This is a genomic window from Bradyrhizobium yuanmingense (genome assembly GCF_029167105.1).
Classification (GTDB): Bacteria; Pseudomonadota; Alphaproteobacteria; order Rhizobiales; family Xanthobacteraceae; genus Bradyrhizobium; species Bradyrhizobium yuanmingense_A.
Genome location: NZ_JARFML010000008.1, coordinates 162,331 through 181,092, shown reverse-complemented (window position 1 = coordinate 181,092; position 18,762 = coordinate 162,331). Strand labels below are relative to the sequence as shown.

Here is an 18,762-nt window from a genome sequence, read left to right as displayed (position 1 = left end):
TCTCAAACCTTGAAATGGTCCCGATACCAGGTGACGAAGTTATGAACCCCATGCTCGATCGGCGTTGACGGTGCAAAGCCGGTGTCGCGCGAGAGATCCTCGACATCCGCGAACGTTTCCAGCACATCTCCCGGCTGCATCGGCAGCAATTCTTTGATCGCCGTCCGGCCCAGCTCCCGCTCCAGAAGACCGACGACGTGCATCAGTTCCTCCGGATGATGATTGCCGACATTGTAGAGCTTTGACGGCGCATTTGCGGCAGCCGGATCGTCCGCAGGCACGAGATCGATCAGCTTGGACACGACGCGCGTCACATCGTCGATATAGGTGAAATCGCGGCGCATTTTGCCATGGTTGAAGAGCCGGATCGGCTTGCCGGCCATGATGGCGCTCGCGAACAGAAACATGGCCATGTCGGGGCGGCCCCATGGCCCGTAGATGGTGAAGAACCGCAGCCCCGTGACCGGCAGGCGATAAAGATGGCTGTAGGACTGCGCCATCACCTCGTTCGCCTTCTTGGTCGCGGCGTAGAAGCTGACCGGATGGTCGGTGCGGTCCGCAACCGCAAATGGCAGTTTTGTGTTGGCGCCGTAAACGGAGGATGACGAGGCGTAGACCAGATGACCGCAGCCAACGTTGCGGCAGCCCTCCAGCACGTTGAGAAAGCCGACGAGATTGGAATCGGCGTAGGTCTGCGGCTGCTCGATCGAGTAGCGCACGCCGGCCTGCGCGGCCAGATGCACGACTTTGGCAAAACGATGCTGCGCGAACAGCGCCGCCATGGTCTCGCGGTCGGCGAGATCGGCCTCGACGAACGAGAAGCGCGGCTGGTCCCGGAGCAGAGCAAGGCGCGCTTTCTTCAGCGCCGGATCGTAATAGCTGTTGAGATTGTCGAGCCCGACGACGGCGCGACCTTCGCCCAGGAGCTGCCGGGCGACGTGGAAGCCGATGAAGCCGGCCGCACCCGTGACCAAAATCGCCTGATCCGTCATCCTGTTCCCTGGGTGATCCTTCGCCCGATCGTGTCTAGCCGCCAGTTCGACGGGGTCGCAATAGGCGCCCCGCTCCTCCAACGCGGTTTCCTCATGGCGTCCTTAACGACGGCTATTGCAAGATCGGCGCCAAAACCATACCAAAGCGGCCGAATTCGGCGCCCCGCGTCGGGTTGCCTCAAATCTTCGCAAACCCTGTTCATGCGGGCGAGATGCGCCGAATCCTGTTGTCGACGGCCAAGATCCTGATTTCCGCGGCGCTGCTCTATCTGGCGCTGCGCAAGGTCGACCTGTCCGAGCTGTTTTCCCGATTCACCCTGACCAGCCTGTTCTGGCTCGGTGTGGCGATCGCGGTCACGTTCCTGCAGATCTTCGTCGGCGTGCTGCGCTGGCGCGAGATCAGCGCGGCCTGCGGCGCGCCGCTCGAGCTCGGCCGCGCCATGCGATACAACGTGATCGGCTCGTTCTTCAACCAGACGCTGCCGTCGGCGATCGGCGGCGATGCGGTGCGCCTGTGGCTGGTCGCCCGCGCCGGCGCCGGCTGGCGCACGGCGACCTACTCGATCTTCGTCGACCGCGCCATCGGCCTGATCGCGCTCGCGATTCTGATCGTCGCCAGCCTGCCCTGGAGCTACACCCTCATCACCGATCCGCACGGTCGCTCGGCGCTGCTGCTCGTCGACCTCCTGGCGCTCGCCGGCGGCCTCGGCTTCCTGATCTTCGGCGCGCTGAAATGGCGCTGGCTGAAGACCTGGTGGGCAACGCATCACATCCACGCCTGCGCCGTCATCGCCAACCGCGTGATCTTCAGCGGCACCCGCGGCGCCATCGTCGCGATCCTGTCGATCCTCGTTCATGTGCTCGCCGTCGTCATCGCCTGGTGCGTCGTGCAGTCGATTGGGGCCCCGGTTCGCTTCAGCGATGTCTTTCTGCTCGTGCCGCCGGTGATGCTGATCACGATGATGCCGATCTCGATCGCCGGCTGGGGCGTGCGTGAGGCCACGATGAGCCTTGCGTTCGGCTTCGCGGGACTTTCCACCAACGAGGGCGTCAACGTCTCGCTGCTGTTCGGCGCCGTGTTCTTCCTGGTCGGGGCAGTCGGCGGCCTGGTCTGGATCCTCAGCGCCGAGAAAGCCGCGCAAGGGTCGGCTGCGATCGGAGTGCCGGAGTGAATTCGGCTGCCGATGCGCTCGCCGGCGCGGCCCTGCTGCTTGCCGTTGCGGCCGCCGCGCTGATCTCGGCGCTCGTCACCTGGACCAGCCGCCCCCTGCTGCAGCGCTACGCGCTGGCGCGGCCGAATGCGCGGTCCTCCCATCGTGTCCCGACCCCGCAGGGCGCCGGCATCGCGGTGATCGCCGCGACGCTGATCGTTGCCTCGCTGTGGGGGGTCTCCGCCAATGTCGCGATCCCGCCGGCGCTGGTCGCTGCGACGATCGTGATCGCGCTGGTCGGCTTCGCCGACGACATCGTGTCGCTGCCCGTCCTGGTGCGCCTGGTGCTGCAGGCCGCCTGCGTCGGCGCCGTGGTGTTCACCGCCCCCGACACCGCGCGCATCGTGCCGGCGCTGCCGCTCGCGCTGGAGCGCGGCCTCATCGTCCTTGCCGGCGTCTGGTTCGTGAACCTCGTCAACTTCATGGACGGGCTCGACCTGATGACGGTGGCGGAAGTCGTTCCGATCACCGCTGCGCTGCTGCTGCTGGGAATGCTCGGGGGTCTCCCATGGCCGGCCGTGCTGATCGCCACCGCGCTGTGCGGCGCCACGCTCGGCTTCGCGCCGTTCAACCGTCCGGTCGCAAAAGTCTTTCTGGGCGATGTCGGCAGCCTGCCGATCGGCCTCCTGCTCGGCTGGTGCCTGCTCGAGCTCGCCTGGCACGGACAAGCGGCTGCGGCGCTGCTGCTGCCGGCCTACTACCTCGCCGATGCCACCATCACACTGTTTCGGCGCATCGCGCGCCGCGAGCCGTTCTGGTCGGCGCACCGTTCGCATTTCTATCAGCGCGCGACCGACAACGGTTTCTCGGTGTCCCGGGTGAGCGGCGAAGTCTTCCTGCTTAACCTCGTGCTCGCAGGGCTGGCGATCCTCGCCGTTCGCGCCGCGACGATGGCCGTCACGCTGCCCGCGCTGATCGCCGGCGCGATCGCGGTCGCCCTCCTGCTGCGCCGCTTCTCCCGCCCTCAGGCGTCCTGAGCCGACACGGCAAGCCGCAGCCCCTCGTCGAGCGAAACCTCCGGCCGCCAGCCGGTCGCGAGCGCCTTGGAGACGTCGAGCTCGAGCGAGCCGATCAGGCTATCATGCATGTCCTGCCGGCCGATCATTCGGAAAAGCGCGCTGAGCAGGCCCGGCGGCACGCCGAACAGTCGCGGGCGCTTGCCGGACGCCTTCGCCAGACGCGCGATGAATTCGGGCGTCGAGAACTGCTCGCTATCGGCGAGCAGGAATATCTCGAAATGGCCGGCCGCATCTGGATGAGCGAGCCGATGCAGGATGAAGGAGGACAGGTTCTGCACGGCAAGGAAGGCGCGGCGATTGCGGATCGCGGCGAACGGCAACGGCACCCCAAGGTTCATCGCGCGCGTCAACAGGGCGAAATTTCCCTTCGCGCTCGCGCCATAGACCATGGGCGGCCTGACCACAGAGATCTTCATGTCGCTCTCGCGCGCGAGCGTCCTCAGGCCCGCCTCGGCCGCGGCCTTGGACGTCCCGTAGAGGCCGCGCGGCGTCGGGACGTCGTTCTCGCTGAACGGGGCCCTGCCCTCGTTGCTGCGGCCATGCACCAGCACGGTGCTGATGAAGATGAAATGGCGCACGCCCGCCCTCGCCGCAGCGCGCGCCAGGTGCACCGTGCCGGCAGTGTTGACGTCCTGGTAGAGCTGGGCTGCATGCTCCTCGCGCCCGTGATGCACGCGCGCGGCAAGGTGGACGACCGCCTCCACCCCCTCGAGCGCGGCCCGCCAGTCGGTGTCGGGGCCGATCGATTCGATCACGACCTCGCCGTCGATGCCCTGCCGCTTGCGGACCACGGGGCGGACCGACCATCCTTCGTGCGCCAGCGCCTGCGCGAGATGACGGCCGATGAAGCCGCTCGCTCCCGTCACCAGCACGACTGGCTTACGTTCGCTCATCGTTGATCCCAAAGCGCCAGATCGCACAACAATGGTCAGGCCGCGGTCGACCCGAATTCGGGGACCGCGTCCTTCAGGACGGTCCTGATGGTGGCGCGATCGTCGCGTACGATCGCCTGCTCCAGCGCCGCGATCCATTTGCGCAGCGTCTGCATCGGCGGTTCGTTCGGCTGCGCAGCCATGATTCCGGGGACGCCGATTTCGCGGGTCGGCTCCTCCGAGGCGAACAGGATCTCGTGCAGGCGCTCGCCTGGGCGCATGCCGGTGAACACGATCTCGATGTCGTGGCCGGGCTGCAGACCGGAGAGGCGGATCATGCGTTCGGCGAGATCGACGATCTTCACCGGCTGGCCCATGTTGAGCACATAGACGGAGACGCCGGGACGCTGGGTTCCGAGCGCATGCGTGGCCGCAGTGATCACGAGATCGCAGGCCTCGCGGATGGTCATGAAGTAGCGGACCATGTCGGGATGCGTCACGGTCACCGGGCCACCGGCCTCGATCTGGGCCTTGAACTTCGGCACCACCGAGCCGTTCGAGGCCAGCACGTTGCCGAACCGCACCGAGATCAGCCGCATCGGCGGCTTGGCCCCGCGTGCGCCGGCGGCGAGGTCGTGGTCCAGCGCCTGGCAGTACATCTCCGCGAAGCGCTTGGTCAGGCCGAGCATCGACACCGGCTCGATCGCCTTGTCGGTCGAGATCATCACCATCGCCTCGGCGCCGGCTGCCACCGCGGCGTCGGCAACGTTGATCGAGCCGAAGATGTTGGTCTTGACGCCTTCGCTCCAGTCGCGTTCGAGGATCGGAACGTGCTTGAGCGCCGCGGCGTGGAATACGATGTCCGGCTTGAACTCCGCCGTCACGCGCATGATGCGCTCCCGGTCGCGGATGTCGGCGATCCGCGCTTCGATCGCAGCTGCCCCCCGGCGGGCGACGAGCGCTTCGGAGATCGCATAGAGCGCCGGCTCCGAGTTCTCCACGATCAGAAGCCGCGCGGCGCCGAAGGCCACGACGCGCTCGCAGATCTCCGAGCCGATTGAGCCGCCGCCACCGGTGACGAGCACGGCCTTGCCCCTGATCAGCGCCTCGAGGCGCGCATAGTCGATCTTCTCGCTCGGCCGCAGCAGGAGGTCCTCGACCGCAACCGCCGTGAGCCGCGGCGTGTCGCCGCTCTCCAGCGAGGGCATCCGGTTGACGATCACGCCGAGCTTGCGCGCCCGCATCAGGATCGATTCCGGACGGGCCTCCGGCTCGAACGCCGACGGCGTCATGATGAGGCGCGCGATCGGCTTGTTGCGCTTGGCGAAGTCGGCGATGACGTCCTCGACGTCGTCGATGCTCCCCAGCACCGGCACGGTGCGGATGAACTGGCCGCGGTCGGCGCTCGACGGCGACAGCACGCCGACCGGCCAGATCCGCTTGATCGCCCCGCTCTCGATTCCGCGCAGCAGCACCTCGGCATCTGCAGCGCGGCCGATCAGCAAGGTCGGCGCGGCATCGCCGGTCCTCGCATCACGGCGCACCCGCGTATAGCGGAAGTAGCGGTAGGCCATGCGCAGCGCGCTGAGGAAGGAGATCTCGAGGAACCAGTAGAGGACGATCGTCACCTTGCCGAGGAAAAAGGAGCCGCGGACGTTGGGGGCAACGAAGATGTAGTCGAGCACGAGCAGCGCAACGGTCAGCACGGTCGCCGCGCGAATGATGTTCAGCGCGTCCGGCAGCGAGATGAAGCGCCATTTCGTCGTGGTCAGGTTGAGGACGAAGAAGACGACCACGCTGAAGGCGAGGAAGTAGGGCAGGATCTGGAACAGCAGCGGCAGGCGCTCGAAGAAGTCGTCGCCACCGTCGAATCGCAGATAGAACGCGGCAAAAAGCGCCGCCGTGGTCGCGAGCAGGTCGTGGAGCGCGATCAGGAAATTGCGCGAGGTGAGATGCGAAAGTCGCGTCATCCGCCGACCGATGAAAACCCGTTTGGATACAACCTGATCGCGCTGATAGCCCATCTCGACAAGACTTGCCAGCCGCGTGGCCCCTCAGGAACCGGCTTCCCCCATCTTCGCCCCGAGCTGTTGTTCCCGGATCACCATTCCGCCGGCGACGCCGACGCCAATGACGTACATCCAGCCCTCGTGGAAGTCGAACAAATGCGAGTTGAACAGCGAGGTGAAGACGTTTTGCACCACCACCAGCAGCCCGATCCAGTTGGCAAGCCCGTCGCCCCGAAACAGCTGCAGATGCAGGATCCAGATCGCATAGAGAATCGCGACGCCGATCAGTCCCCATTGCACGGCGACATTCAACGTCTGATTGTGGGGGTTGCCGATCACTTCCGCGGACGCCTTGTTCTGGCCGGCGGGCGTCGCGACGCGCTCGAACAATCCGCGCGTGGAGCCGGTGCCGTGCCCCGCGATCGGCGCCTCCGCGAAGAAGCCGAGCGACTTTCGCCAGAATTCGAGCCGCAGGCCTGCCGAGCTCGGCTCGCCCCTTTCGACGTAACGCGTGTAATCGGTGGTAAACCTCTCGGCGGTCTGGCGCAATTGCGGCGAGGCCTGCCAGGCGAGAACGGCGCCGACGAGCAGCGCGCCGGAGATGAGTGCGATGCTGCGCCATTTGAGATGGAGCAGCGCAAACACGCCGAACATGATCGGAATGGTGACGAGCGCGGTGCGCGACACCACCACAAAGGTCATGTTGATGAAGAAGCTCAGCGCCAGTGCCGTCAGCAGCGCGGCGAACCAGTACCGCTTCTCGCGCAACAGCATCACGATCGGATAGGCCAGCGCAACCGCGCAAAGCGCGAATTCCTGGCTCTGGTCGATGTAGTTCTTGACGAAGATGCCGCGTTCTGGCGGGTCGGTCTTGAGCGCGAGGTTCGGGTAAAAGGCGACCAACCAGGACATCACCGACAACAAGGCGCAAGACACCAGGAAGGCGACGAAGACCCACCGGCCGCGCGGTGAGCGTTCGAAATGATAGAGCAGGACCGGCAGCACGAGCAGCTTGACGGTCGGATTGACCGCGTAGAGGCGCGCACCCCAGGCCGCGTCCGACCATAGCGTCCCCAGCAGCGCGAGAAAGACGAGCGCGATCGGCGCAATGCAGATCGGACGCTTCAGGGACTGCAGGAAGTCGCGCAAATCGAGGAACGGCACCATGCAGAGCAGCATCAGCGCGTTGAAGATCCCCGCAAGCGAGGTCGACCAGGGCAGCGAGGCCGCGGTCAGGATCGCGAACAGATCGACCGTTTCACGCCAGGCCGCCGGACTGCGCAGGCGCCGCCGCAACATCTGGCCGGGGGTCTCGCGTGCGAGCGCCGTCACTTGCCCCCTCCCCGGGCGCGATGAACCAGCGCCGTCGTGCTGAAGCCCTGGAGAATGTCGACTAGCACGACCGCCCCGCCCGCGGCCTCGACCACCTCGTGGCCGACGACCTGTTCGCGTGTGTAGTCGCCGCCCTTCACCAGCACGCCGGGCTTGATCCTGGTGATCAGGTCGATCGGCGTGTCCTCCGTGAAGATGACGACGAGATCGACGGCCTCCAGTGCGGCGAGCACCTCGGCACGCGCGCGCTCGTCCTGGACCGGACGATCGGCACCCTTCAACCGCCGCACCGAGGCGTCGCTGTTGAGCCCCACGATCAGGCGATCGCAGGCGGCGCGCGCCGCGGTCAGCACCTTGACGTGGCCGGGATGGAGGATGTCGAAACAGCCGTTGGTGAAGCCGACGCGCAGGCCCTGCCTGTTCCATTCGGCAACCTGCGCGTCGAGTGCGGCCGGATCGAGCACGATCTTCTCCTCGGCCGCGAGCGTGGCATGCGGCAGGATCTTGCGTCGCAGCTCGGCCGCGCTGACGCTGGCGGTGCCCTGCTTGCCGACCGCGACGGCGGCGGCGGCGTTGGCCATGCGCAGTGCCGTGTCCCAGTCCGCGCCGGCCGCGAGCGACACCGCAACCGCAGCGGCGACGGTGTCACCGGCGCCGGAGACGTCGCGCACCTTGACCGGGACGGCCGGCACGTGAACGGCCCCGCCATTCCGCGGCACCAAGGTCATGCCGTGCTCGCCCTGGGTGACCAGGATCGCCTCGCAATCGGCGAGCCGCATCACGTCCTCGCTGGCCTCGACGATGCTCTGCACCGTGTCGGCGCGGCTGCGGGTCGCTTCCGAGAATTCCTTGCGGTTGGGCGTGAGCAGCGTCGCGCCGCGATAGATCGCCCAGTTCAGGCTCTTGGGATCGACGATGACGGGCTTGTCGAGCTTGCGCGCGGCATCGATGGTGTGGCGGATCACGCGCGCCGTCAGCACGCCCTTGGCGTAGTCGGACAGCAGAACGATGTCGGCGCGCGCGATTTGCGGCAGGATCGCGTCGATCAACTTCGTTTCGACCTCGTCGGACGCAGCCAGTGCCTGCTCCCAATCCGCGCGCAGCATATGCGTGGAAAAATGTTCGGAGACGAAGCGGACCTTTCGCGTGGTCGGCCGCGAGGCGTCGCGCACCAGCACGCTCTCGATGCCGGCTTGATCATTGAGCGCGGCCTCGAGCCGCGTACCGGCCTCGTCCTCGCCGATCAGCCCGACGAAGATGCAGCGCGCGCCGAGCGACGCGACGTTGCGCGCCACGTTGCCGGCGCCGCCGACGTGGATCTCGCTGCGCTGGGCGGCGATGACGGGCGCCGGCGCTTCCGGCGAGATTCGCGACACCTCGCCATAGACGAACTCGTCCAGCATGATGTCGCCGATGCACAGCACCGTACGGCCTGAGATGGCTTGCGCGAGGGCATCGAAATCGAGAATGGGCGTCGGCATGTCGAAAGGGCCTCAGCGAAAGCGGTCGGGCCGGTCGAGATAATCCCCGACATAGGCCTTCACCGCGTCCTCGAGCGTCGTGAAGCCGCCGTTATAGCCGGCGCGGTGGAGACGATCGACCTCGCTCTGGGTGAAATACTGGTAGCTGCCCCGGATCTGCTCGGGCATGTCGACGTATTCGATGTTGGGCCTAGTGCCGAGCGCCGAATAGGCAGCCAGCATCAGGTCCTTGAAACTGCGCGCCTTGCCGGTGCCGACGTTGAACAGGCCGGACACGGACGGCGTCGCGAGCAGCCAAAGGACCACGCGCACGACATCGTCGACATAGATGAAATCGCGACGCTGATCGCCGTCCTCGATGCCCTCGCGATGCGACTTGAACAGCTGCACGACGCGGCCTGCCCTCACGTCGTCGAAGCGCCGCGCCAGCACGCTCATCATCGAGCCTTTGTGATATTCGTTCGGCCCGAACACATTGAAGAATTTCAGGGCGGCCCATTGCGGCGGGAGCCGATCGCCGCGCGCCACACGTTCGGCGACAGCGAGATCAAACAGGTGCTTGCTCCAGCCGTAGAGATTCATCGGCCGCAATTTCTTCAGCGCCGAAAGCGAAGAATCGTCGTCAAAGCCTTCCGTGCCGTCGCCATAGGTCGCCGCCGAGGACGCGTAGATGAAAGGCACCGCATTCATCGTGCACCAGTCCAGCAGGCGCATCGACAGGCGGAAATTGGTCTCGACGACGAGATCACCGTCGGTCGCCGTGGTCGCGGAAATCGCCCCGAGATGGATCATAGCCTCCAGCTTGCGGCCCTTCAGCCAGTCCATCAGCTCGGTCGGGGGAACGATATCCACAAGCTGCCGCTTGGCGAGATTGCGCCACTTGCCTTCGGTTCCGAGGAGATCGCAGATCACGACGTCGCTGCGACCGGCCTCGTTCAGCGCGGCCACGACGTTCGATCCGATAAAACCGGCCCCGCCGGTCACCAGCAACATTCCACCTACCTGCCTGATTTTAGGTGCCCGATCCTGCCCTAGCGCATGATCCGCCAAAGTGTAAGCGGTTTTGGGATTGCTGTTCTGCCGGCTTTACCTGTCGACCCGGAGCGGCTAACCGAACTGCGATATCGGCACGCTCGGCCCTCATAACGAATGAATATTGATTCGCAACTTGGTAGTGATGCAGATCGGAGCGACACACGCCCGATCCTGATCGTTCCCTACATGTGGATCGGCGATTTCGTGCGAAATCACACCGTCGTGCGGGTCCTGAAGGAGCGCTGGCCGAACCGACCGGTCGATCTCCTCACCACGTCCCTGTGCGCCCCGCTGGTCGATTACATGCCCGGAGTGCGCGCGGGCATCGTCTGGGACATGCCGCGCAGCCGGCTGGCCGTCCCGCGCCAGTTCGGCCTGGCGGAGCTGCTGCGGAAACAGGACTACGGCACCGCACTGGTGCTGCCCCGGACCTGGAAGGCGGCCATCGCGCCGGCGCTCGCCGGTATTCCCGAACGGATCGGCTTCGTCGGCGAGTTCCGGTTCGGCCTGCTCAACCGCTGGCGCTGGGGTGAGAAGAAGCTGCCCCGGTTCATCGACAAGAACGCCGCCCTCGCCCAGCCTGACGGCGCGCCCCTGCCGGCGGAATGGCCGGTACCGCAACTGCGCGTCCCCGTCGAGGAGATCGCCCGCTGGCGCGAGGCCAATGGCCTCGGTGCCGGCGCTGCGGTGGCGCTCGCCCCCGGCTCGGTCGGCGTCTCAAAGCGCTGGACCTCTTATCCCGAAGCTGCCCGCCTGCTGGTCGAGCGCGGCCTCGAGGTCTGGGTGGTCGGCGGTCCCGCCGAAAAGGGGCTCGCCCAGGAGATCGTCGCCGCCGTCGGGCCGGGGACCGCGGGCGGCCCAGGGATCGCTGGCCCAGGGGTGCGCGACCTCACCGGCACGGACTTGCGCAACGGCGTCCTCGCCATGGCCGCGGCCGGCGTTGCCATCTCCAACGATTCCGGCCTGATGCACATCGCAGCCGCCTTGGGCACGCCGACCATGGGCATCTTCGGTCCCACCAGCCCCTACCTCTGGGCCCCGCTCAACGGTCTCGCCGCAACCGTTGTGCAGGACAAGGAAAAGCTGTCCTGCCAGCCCTGCCAGAGCACGGTCTGCAAGGTGAACGATCACCGTTGCATGCGGAATATCGCGGCGAGCGAGGTGGTGGGGATTGCGGAGCGGGTGCTGGGGGAGGCAGGAGCACGGGTCACCAGCTGAGCCGATCGGGGCTCGCGCCGATGATCACATCCTGCCACTGTTTTGCCCGACGAGTCAAAATTCGTTCGAAAAATCCGCAATCTCTCGAACTCTCCGCCAACTCCTTGATTTTGCTGACCCCGGCTACTGTGCATGGGGTTGTTTTCGCGTTTTTTGTTTGCGGCAGGCGAAAACCGCCTCAGAGCAGCGGCCGATACACGGCGCCGATGCGCGCCGCTTCAGCATCGAGGCTGAACTTCTCGAGCACCCGCGCCCGCCCGCGCTCGCCCATCGCGGTTGCCGCAGCTACATCGCGCATCAGCGGCTCGAGCGCTGCCGCTAAAGCGTCGGCATCGCCCGCCGGGATCAGCACGCCGGTGACACCATCCTCGACGACGAGTTCGGCCGCGCCGGCGCGTGCGGCAACCAGCGCGCTACCCGCCGCCATTGCCTCGATCAGCGTCAGGCCAAAGCCTTCGTTGCGGGAGGTGAAGGCGTAGATCGTCAGCCGCTGATACCAGCGCTGCACCGCTTCGATCGGCAGCTCGCCGGTGATGACGATGCGCGATTGCAGGCCGGCGGCTTCGATGCGCTTCTTCAGGTCGTTGGCAAAGGGCGTCTGCTCGGCCGTGACCTGCCCGACGATGACGGCGGTGAAATCCGGATAGCGCGGCAGCAGGCGGCACATCGCATCGACGAACAGATCGGTGCCCTTCTGCGCCCGCACGCGGCCGAAACAGCCGATGGCGTAGCGGCCCGGCAGCGCGGCTTCGGCGAAGGCAGCAGTGCGATCGGTCGGCGGCGCGTAGACGTCGGTGTCGACGCCGTGCGGGATCACGGTCGCCTTCACCTTCAGGAACGAGGCCGAGAGATCTGACGTTGCGATGATCGCGTCCATGCGCCGGATCAGCCAGCGCGTGATCCAGCTGTGATGCCGCTGCGCCGCCGAGGTGAACACGAGCTTGAGCGGCCAGCCGAGCGCGCGCAAGCCAACGCCTGCGATCATCTCGTTGTTGCGGCGCGCATGCCAGATCACAGGCCGCTTGCGGCGCCAGAGCTTGAGGAAATCTCCGATGCTCAGGCGTGCGATCCCCGCCGGCGCGTCGGATCCGAGCCAGGCGGCGCGGTACAGCTTTGCCAGCCGCGGCGCCACCATCCGGTTGGTCGCGGTGACCCCGGAATAGCGCCTGTGCAGATTTGGCACGATCACTTCGAGATCGCCGGGGGAATTCGCCACGTCACACTCCGTTTCGCAAAGTCCCTATACGCAACATTAAGCATAGTGACCAGTTCAGCGCCGCCGATACCCCCTCTTCACCACGCAAGCGCTAGCCTTGCGCGTTGATCGAAGACGGGTGAGATCATGACTGTGCTAGTCACCGGCGGCGCCGGCTATATCGGAAGTCACACGGTCCTGGCGCTGGCGGAAGCCGGCGAGGACGTCGTCGTGATCGACGATCTCTCCACCGGCTTCTCGGCCTACCTGCCCGAAGGCGTGCCGCTGTTCATCGGCGATGCCGGCGACGAGAACCTGCTCGAAGGCGTGATCGCCCAGCACGACATCGAGAGCATCATCCATTTCGCAGGCTCGGTCGTCGTGCCGGATTCGATGCGCGATCCGCTCGGCTATTACCGCAACAACTTCACCACCGCGCGCAACCTGCTCAACGTCGCGGTCAAGCGCGGCATTGGCCGCTTCATCTTTTCCTCGACCGCCGCGGTCTACGGCAATCCGGACCAGGTGCCGGTGCCCGAGCACGCGCCGACGCGGCCGCTGTCGCCTTACGGCTCCTCGAAGCTGATGACCGAGATCATGCTGCACGACGTCGCTGCCGCCTACGGCATGCAATACGTGACCCTGCGCTATTTCAACGTCGCCGGCGCCGATCCGCAGGCGCGCATTGGTCTTGCCACCGTCGGCGCCACGCACCTGCTCAAGATCGCGGTTGAGGCCGCCACCGGCCAGCGCGCCAAGATCGACGTGTTCGGCACCGACTATCCGACCCCGGACGGCAGCTGCATCCGCGACTTCATCCACGTCACCGACCTGTCGCAGGCGCATCGCTCGGCACTTGCTTATCTGCGCAATGGCGGCGCCTCGACCACGCTGAATTGCGGCTATGGCCGCGGCTATTCGGTGCTGGAGACCATCGACGCGGTGCGCCGGGTTTCGGGCCGCAGCTTCGCCGTGCAATACGCTCCGCGCCGGCCCGGCGACATCATGACCATGGTCGCCGACACCAGCCGTATCCGCAGCCTGCTCGACTGGCGGCCGCAATACGACGACCTCGAGACCATCGCGGCTCATGCGCTGGCCTGGGAGGACAAGCTGTTCCGCGAGCGCCACGGCGAGCTTCGCCACGCCGTCTCGGCCTAGAATCATCCCAAGCGCAAGCCCTTAATTGGGCTTGAAAAACCCGGCTTGAGCGGGCACAGAGGCCCATCGATCCCTGACGCGCGGGCAGGCTTTTGTCCTGCGCCGTCAATGGACACCGGATGGCCCAGTTTCCAAAGAAAATCACCGACGATCCCTACGCGGCAGCGGTCCTGATTCGCCGCCTGATCACGGAACAGGGAATCGTCTACTGGCGGCGCTACCTCGTGGCCTTCGCGCTGATGGCGCTCGCGGCCGGTGCGACCGCTGCTGCGACCTACGTCCTCGGCCAGGTCATCAACCAGGCCTATGTCGACAAGAACATCCCGGGCATCGCGATGTTCTCGGCCATCACGGTCGCTCTGCTGTTCGTCAAGGGCGTGGCGACCTACGGCCACATGGTGATCCTGACCAAGATCAGCAACGCGATCCTCGCCACCAACCAGCGCCAACTGTTCGCAAAATTGATGCGCGAAAGCGTCGGCTTCTTCTCCGAGCGGCACTCCTCTGAATTTCTCGCGCGGCTGACCGCCGGCGCCAAGTCGATCACGGACGTGCTCAACATGCTGGTCAACGCCATCGGGCGCGATCTCCTGATGCTGCTCGCCATGATCGGCGTGATGGTCTGGCAGGACCCGCTGATGTCGTTCATCGGCCTCGTCGCGGTGCCGCCGGCGATGCTGGTGCTGCGCAAGCTGGTCAAGCGCATCAAGGGCCTGGCCTTCAACCAGTTCACCGGCACCGCCGACATCATGGAGACGATGCAGGAATCGCTGCAGGGCATCCGCACCGTCAAGGCGTTCACGCTCGAAGAGACCATGCAGAAGCGCATCGACGAGAACATCGCGGTCGTCGAGCGCAACGCCAACAAGATGGCCCGCGTCGCCAACCGCTCCAACCCGCTGATGGAGATGCTGGGCGGCTTCGCCGTCGCGGGCTGCCTGATGTACGGCGGCTATGCCGTGGTCGCGCTCAACGCCACGCCCGGCGCATTCTTTTCGTTCATGACCGCGTTCCTGATGGCGACTGAGCCGGCCAAGCGGCTGGCCCGGCTCAACATCGATCTCAACAGCCAGCTGGTCGGCGCCCGCATGCTGCTCGAGGTCGTCGACAGCCCCGCGAGCGAGCAGTCCGACGATGACAAGCCGGCGCTGAAGCTGACGGATGCCCGCATCGAGCTGCGCGACGTCAGCTTCTCCTACCGCTCGGGCGAGACCGTGCTCAACCGCATGAGCTTCGTCGCCGAGTCCGGCAAGGTGACTGCGCTGGTCGGCCCCTCCGGCGGCGGCAAGTCGACGGTGCTGGGGCTGCTCCTGCGCTTCTACGAGGTGACGCAGGGCGACATCGTGATCGACGGCCAGTCGATCTCGTCGGTCTCGCGCAAATCGCTTCGCGCCCAGACCGCCTATGTCGGCCAGGACGTCTATCTGTTCCGCGACACCATCCGCAACAACATCGCCTTCGGCAAGCCGGGCGCCAGCGAGGACGAGATCGTCGCGGCGGCGAAGGCGGCCTGCGCGCACGACTTCATCATGGGCTTTCCGCTCGGCTACGACACGCCGGTCGGCGAGCACGGCACCCAGCTCTCGGGCGGACAGCGCCAGCGCATAGCGGTCGCGCGCGCGCTGCTCAAGAATGCGCCGATCATCCTCCTGGACGAAGCAACCGCAGCCCTCGATTCCGAATCCGAGCGGCAGGTGCAGGAGGCGATCGAGCATCTCTGCCAGAACCGCACCACCATCGTGATCGCGCACCGCCTGCACACCATCATGCACGCAGACAGCATCCTGGTGGTCGAAGGCGGCGAGATCGTCGAGCAGGGCCGCCATGACGAGCTGCTCCGTCGCGGCGGCCGCTATGCCTCGTTCTTCCGCCTGCAACATCACGACGCCGGCGCTCTGGCGCCGATCAGCGCAACCGCATAGAGTTCGTTTCACCTCAAGAGCAGCGAGACCCGCATGAACGCCGCCTCCTACGTCATCCCGCTTCCGCCCCAGGCTTCGCTTCCCGTTGTCGGCGAGAGCGGCCGTTATCCGGTGCGCCGCATCTGGTGCGTCGGCCGCAACTATCTCGAGCACATTCGCGAGATGGGCAATGACGAGCGCGCCCCGCCGTTTTTCTTCGGCAAGCATGCCGACATGCTGGTGCCCGACGGCGCCACCATTCCCTATCCGCCTCTGACCAAGGATCTGCATCACGAGGTCGAGCTGGTCGTCGCGATGAAGAGCGGTGGACTGAACATTCCCGCCGACAAGGCTCTGGACCACGTCTACGGCTACGCCGTCGGCATCGACCTCACCCGGCGCGACCTCCAGATCGCCTCGCGCAAGAAGGAGCGCCCGTGGGAGATCGGCAAGTCGTTCGACTATTCGGCGCCCTGCTCCGCGCTGCAGCCGGCCTCGAAGATCGGCCATCCCGCCAAGGGCAAGATCTGGCTGACGGTCAACGGCAAGGAAGCGCAGAAGGGCGACCTCACCGAATTGATCTGGAACGTGCCCGAGATCATCTGGCAACTCTCCCAGCAGGTGAAGCTCGCCGCCGGCGACATCATCATGACCGGCACGCCCGCCGGCGTGTCGCAGCTCCAGCCTGGCGACAAGCTCGAATGCGGCGTCGACGGCATCGGCACGCTGAAGGTCAGCATCGGCCAGCCGGAATAAGGCTCGCTGCAGCTCGGACTCAAAAGGCCCCGGAATGGGGCCTTTTGCATGTCGATCGTGCACGCGGTCGAGCTACCAGGCCTTGACCGGCCGATTGGCGTGGCTCGCCTGCGGCACACCGCGATTGAGCGACATGTGCGAATGCACGCACAGCCAGCGATCGCCGCTTCTCGAAAACACCATGGTCGCCCGGCCGGGACGCGCAAATGTGCTGCCATCGGGATGATAGCCCGTGCTGGTCCACGGCGCGATCACGGTTGCCATCGTGCCATCAGGCGATGCTAGAACGGACGTCTGATCCAGGACGAAACGGAAGTCGGCGGTCCTTGGCCAGACGTTGTCCCATTGCGTCTTGACCCATTGATCGAGGCCGGGGATGACGTCGTTATGGGTGCCGAAAGCGAGCACGTCGGGATGGAAGAGCGGCCGCGCCGAGGCGTAATCGACCTCGCGGACATAACCCGCGAAGGTGTCCAGCCACTCGCGGAAGAACTGCATGGTCTCAGCATTCGCGGTCGGCAAAGAGGCCATCGCCTGCTCCACATTCGGCAACTCAATCGCGGCGATCTTTGTTGCCATGGGACGGACTATCCAGCAAGATTTGCGCTCCGGGATCACGCGATCGCGACAGGGTCACATCAGAGCCGGGTTCGATGCTTCGACATCGGCCGGCTCCGTTGTATGGAGCCAGATTCATGAACCGCCTGCTTCTGCTTGCAGCCTCCCTCCTCCTCACCAGTAGCGCAGCCGGCGCGCAGTCCAGTCAACCCTATGCCGGCCTCGAGAAGCGCCCCATCAAGGCGCTGTCACAGCAACAGATCGACGATCTCCGCGCCGGACGCGGGATGGGCCTGGCTCTTGCTGCGGAGCTCAATGGATATCCCGGTCCCAGCCACGTTCTCGAGCTCAGTGATCGTCTCGGCCTCACCGCCGATCAGCGCGCCGCGGTTCAACGGCTGTTCGATGCCATGAAACAGGAAGCTGTTCCGCTGGGTAACAAGCTCGTCGAGCAAGAGAGAGCGCTGGAAGACCTCTTCTCTTCCCGTGCGGTCACATCGGAAGCGCTCAAGACCAGCATTGGCGCCATTGCCGAAACTCAGGGGCAGCTCCGCGAGAGCCACCTCAAATACCACCTATCAACCGCTGCCTTGCTCGATCAGAGCCAGATGCAGCGGTATGCAGAGTTACGAGGCTATCAGCGTCCAGACGGCTCCGCAGGGCACAAGCACAAGCACCATCACTAGACAATGCCGACCGAGATCAGACGATCGCGCCAGGGCGGATCGAGATGAGGCCACGGCGGACCAAGCTTCGCTGATCCGCCCCGCGCATTTGCCTCAATTCAGTGCCGAGTACACGATCAGGCCGAGGATCAGCGCCGTCAGCGAGTATTTCAGCGTGTAGTAGACGTTGCGGTTCCACTCCTTCACCTTGCGGCTGGCGAGGTGGATCTCGTAGAGCTTGCCGAACACCTTGTTGAGCACGCCGACGTGCTCACCGTCGACATTCTGGGTCGCCGACGCCTTGACGATGTGATGGCTGACCCAGCGGTTGATCGCGGTCATGAAGCCGTACTTCATCGGGCGCTCGACGTCGCAGAACAGGATGATGCGGTTGACGTCGGTCGCATTCTCGGCGCTGTGGATGAAGGTTTCGTCGAACATGAAGGCCTCGCCATCACGCCAGACGCATTCGACGCCATCGACGAGGATCCGGCACTTGTTCGAGTTCGGCGTGACCAGGCCGAGATGATAGCGAAGAGAGCCGGCGAAGGGATCACGGTGAGCGCCGAGCTTGCCGCCGGGCGGCAGCATCGCGAACATCGCGCCATGCACGCTCGGGATCGATTTGAGCAGCTCCACCGTCTTCGGGCACAGCGTGTTCGCCGAGGGCAGGAAGTCGTCGTACCATTTCAGGTAAAACCGCTTCCAGCCGCTCTTGAAGAACGAGTAGAAGCCCCAGTCGTTGTTCTTCGCCGCAGCGCGGATAAAACCTTCATCGAACAGGCGCACGGCCTCGTCGCGGATGGTCTGCCAGTTCTCGCTGAGGGGCTTCAGCTCCGGAAACTGATCGACCGAGATCACCGGCTTGTTCGGCACCGCCGAGCCCGCATACATCAGCACATTGTAAGGTGCGAGATAGGTCGAGTGATCGCCGAGTTGGCGCGCGAAGCGCAGCCGCTGCTTGCCGCGGAAGTGAACGTAAATCGTCGAGGCCGCAAGCACATACAAAATGACGAGCTGCGGCGCAAAAAGCTGTTTCAACATTTCCCCAATCCCAAGTGACCCAGCTGGGGTGTCGTGTAGCTCGACCCGGCCCGAGCGGCAAGATATTCACCGGTGGATTGCAATCACGCCGGGGAGAGCAAGGGATGGAATTGGGTCCAAACCGGCCGAAACGAGCCGAGTCAGGCCCGTGACAGCGCCTGCAGGCCCTTGAAAGTTAGGCGCTTGGGGTCGGTGACGCCGGCGAGGTAGAGGCGGCGGATGAAGGCGATGACAGCGTCGCGATCGCAATCGGTCAACGCGACGACGGCGTCGACCGCTATTCTCTGGGCTTCCATTGGGCTCACCTCGGCCT

The 18,762-nt window shown here is 65.4% G+C and carries 17 protein-coding genes; 7 read left to right on the top strand and 10 right to left on the bottom strand.

The features are described from left to right. Nucleotides 1-2: 2 nt before the first annotated feature. Entirely contained in the window at nucleotides 3-992 is a 990-nt protein-coding gene (locus P0R31_RS13055; protein WP_275514422.1) for an SDR family NAD(P)-dependent oxidoreductase, read from the bottom strand. A gap of 212 nt (nucleotides 993-1,204) precedes the next feature. On the opposite strand from P0R31_RS13055, the gene P0R31_RS13050 reads away from it, so the two are divergent. Together P0R31_RS13050 and P0R31_RS13045 are read left to right on the top strand one after the other, a co-directional pair. Then, the gene (locus P0R31_RS13050) at nucleotides 1,205-2,164 is read left to right on the top strand and encodes a lysylphosphatidylglycerol synthase transmembrane domain-containing protein (protein WP_275514421.1); all 960 of its coding nucleotides are present in this window, start codon (nucleotides 1,205-1,207) and stop codon (nucleotides 2,162-2,164) included. Next, the gene (locus P0R31_RS13045) at nucleotides 2,161-3,180 is read left to right on the top strand and encodes an MraY family glycosyltransferase (protein WP_275514420.1); all 1,020 of its coding nucleotides are present in this window, start codon (nucleotides 2,161-2,163) and stop codon (nucleotides 3,178-3,180) included. The genes P0R31_RS13050 and P0R31_RS13045 overlap by 4 nt, the downstream gene beginning before the upstream one ends. On the opposite strand, the gene P0R31_RS13040 is transcribed toward P0R31_RS13045, so the two are convergent. The 5 genes from P0R31_RS13040 to rfaD form a co-directional block, all read right to left on the bottom strand. Then, nucleotides 3,168-4,115 carry an NAD-dependent epimerase/dehydratase family protein gene (locus tag P0R31_RS13040; RefSeq protein WP_275514419.1) on the bottom strand — a complete coding sequence of 316 codons (948 nt, stop codon included), beginning with the start codon at nucleotides 4,113-4,115 and terminating at the stop codon, nucleotides 3,168-3,170. The two genes, P0R31_RS13045 and P0R31_RS13040, sit on opposite strands and share 13 nt — an antisense overlap. Nucleotides 4,116-4,150: 35 nt before the next feature. Next, on the bottom strand, nucleotides 4,151-6,064 hold the full coding sequence (locus P0R31_RS13035; RefSeq protein WP_275514418.1) for an SDR family NAD(P)-dependent oxidoreductase: 1,914 nt from the start codon (nucleotides 6,062-6,064) through the stop codon (nucleotides 4,151-4,153). 84 nt (nucleotides 6,065-6,148) lie between these two features. Further along, complete coding sequence (locus P0R31_RS13030; protein ID WP_275514417.1) at nucleotides 6,149-7,435, bottom strand: O-antigen ligase family protein; 1,287 nt, start codon at nucleotides 7,433-7,435, stop codon at nucleotides 6,149-6,151. Beyond that, complete coding sequence (gene rfaE1, locus P0R31_RS13025) at nucleotides 7,432-8,916, bottom strand: D-glycero-beta-D-manno-heptose-7-phosphate kinase (RefSeq protein WP_275514416.1); 1,485 nt, start codon at nucleotides 8,914-8,916, stop codon at nucleotides 7,432-7,434. Before rfaE1 ends, P0R31_RS13030 begins: the two co-directional genes overlap by 4 nt. 12 nt (nucleotides 8,917-8,928) lie before the next feature. Beyond that, nucleotides 8,929-9,909 (bottom strand): ADP-glyceromanno-heptose 6-epimerase, encoded by a 981-nt coding sequence (gene rfaD / locus P0R31_RS13020; protein ID WP_275514415.1) that lies wholly within the window; start codon nucleotides 9,907-9,909, stop codon nucleotides 8,929-8,931. A gap of 156 nt (nucleotides 9,910-10,065) precedes the next feature. Between rfaD and waaF the strand changes: the two genes are divergently transcribed. Continuing rightward, entirely contained in the window at nucleotides 10,066-11,169 is a 1,104-nt protein-coding gene (gene waaF / locus P0R31_RS13015) for a lipopolysaccharide heptosyltransferase II (RefSeq protein ID WP_275514414.1), read from the top strand. A gap of 178 nt (nucleotides 11,170-11,347) precedes the next feature. On the opposite strand, the gene P0R31_RS13010 is transcribed toward waaF, so the two are convergent. After that, nucleotides 11,348-12,385 (bottom strand): glycosyltransferase family 4 protein, encoded by a 1,038-nt coding sequence (locus P0R31_RS13010; protein WP_275514413.1) that lies wholly within the window; start codon nucleotides 12,383-12,385, stop codon nucleotides 11,348-11,350. A gap of 126 nt (nucleotides 12,386-12,511) precedes the next feature. Between P0R31_RS13010 and galE the strand changes: the two genes are divergently transcribed. From galE to P0R31_RS12995, 3 genes are all read left to right on the top strand, one after another. Further along, the gene (gene galE / locus P0R31_RS13005; protein WP_275514412.1) at nucleotides 12,512-13,525 is read left to right on the top strand and encodes a UDP-glucose 4-epimerase GalE; all 1,014 of its coding nucleotides are present in this window, start codon (nucleotides 12,512-12,514) and stop codon (nucleotides 13,523-13,525) included. A 119-nt stretch (nucleotides 13,526-13,644) separates the two neighbouring features. Continuing rightward, on the top strand, nucleotides 13,645-15,447 hold the full coding sequence (locus tag P0R31_RS13000) for an ABC transporter ATP-binding protein (RefSeq protein WP_275514411.1): 1,803 nt from the start codon (nucleotides 13,645-13,647) through the stop codon (nucleotides 15,445-15,447). A 33-nt stretch (nucleotides 15,448-15,480) separates the two neighbouring features. Continuing rightward, on the top strand, nucleotides 15,481-16,182 hold the full coding sequence (locus P0R31_RS12995) for a fumarylacetoacetate hydrolase family protein (protein ID WP_275514410.1): 702 nt from the start codon (nucleotides 15,481-15,483) through the stop codon (nucleotides 16,180-16,182). A 72-nt stretch (nucleotides 16,183-16,254) separates the two neighbouring features. On the opposite strand, the gene P0R31_RS12990 is transcribed toward P0R31_RS12995, so the two are convergent. After that, nucleotides 16,255-16,713 (bottom strand): YybH family protein, encoded by a 459-nt coding sequence (locus P0R31_RS12990; RefSeq protein WP_275514478.1) that lies wholly within the window; start codon nucleotides 16,711-16,713, stop codon nucleotides 16,255-16,257. 164 nt (nucleotides 16,714-16,877) lie between these two features. On the opposite strand from P0R31_RS12990, the gene P0R31_RS12985 reads away from it, so the two are divergent. Continuing rightward, the gene (locus P0R31_RS12985; RefSeq protein ID WP_275514409.1) at nucleotides 16,878-17,426 is read left to right on the top strand and encodes a Spy/CpxP family protein refolding chaperone; all 549 of its coding nucleotides are present in this window, start codon (nucleotides 16,878-16,880) and stop codon (nucleotides 17,424-17,426) included. A gap of 93 nt (nucleotides 17,427-17,519) precedes the next feature. Here P0R31_RS12985 and P0R31_RS12980 read toward each other — a convergent pair whose 3' ends face one another. Next, nucleotides 17,520-18,449: an aspartyl/asparaginyl beta-hydroxylase domain-containing protein gene (locus P0R31_RS12980; protein ID WP_275514408.1), complete on the bottom strand. Its 930-nt coding sequence runs from the start codon at nucleotides 18,447-18,449 to the stop codon at nucleotides 17,520-17,522. Between the two features lie 140 nt (nucleotides 18,450-18,589). Beyond that, nucleotides 18,590-18,745 (bottom strand): hypothetical protein, encoded by a 156-nt coding sequence (locus P0R31_RS12975; protein ID WP_007612486.1) that lies wholly within the window; start codon nucleotides 18,743-18,745, stop codon nucleotides 18,590-18,592. Between the last annotated feature and the right edge of the window lie 17 nt (nucleotides 18,746-18,762).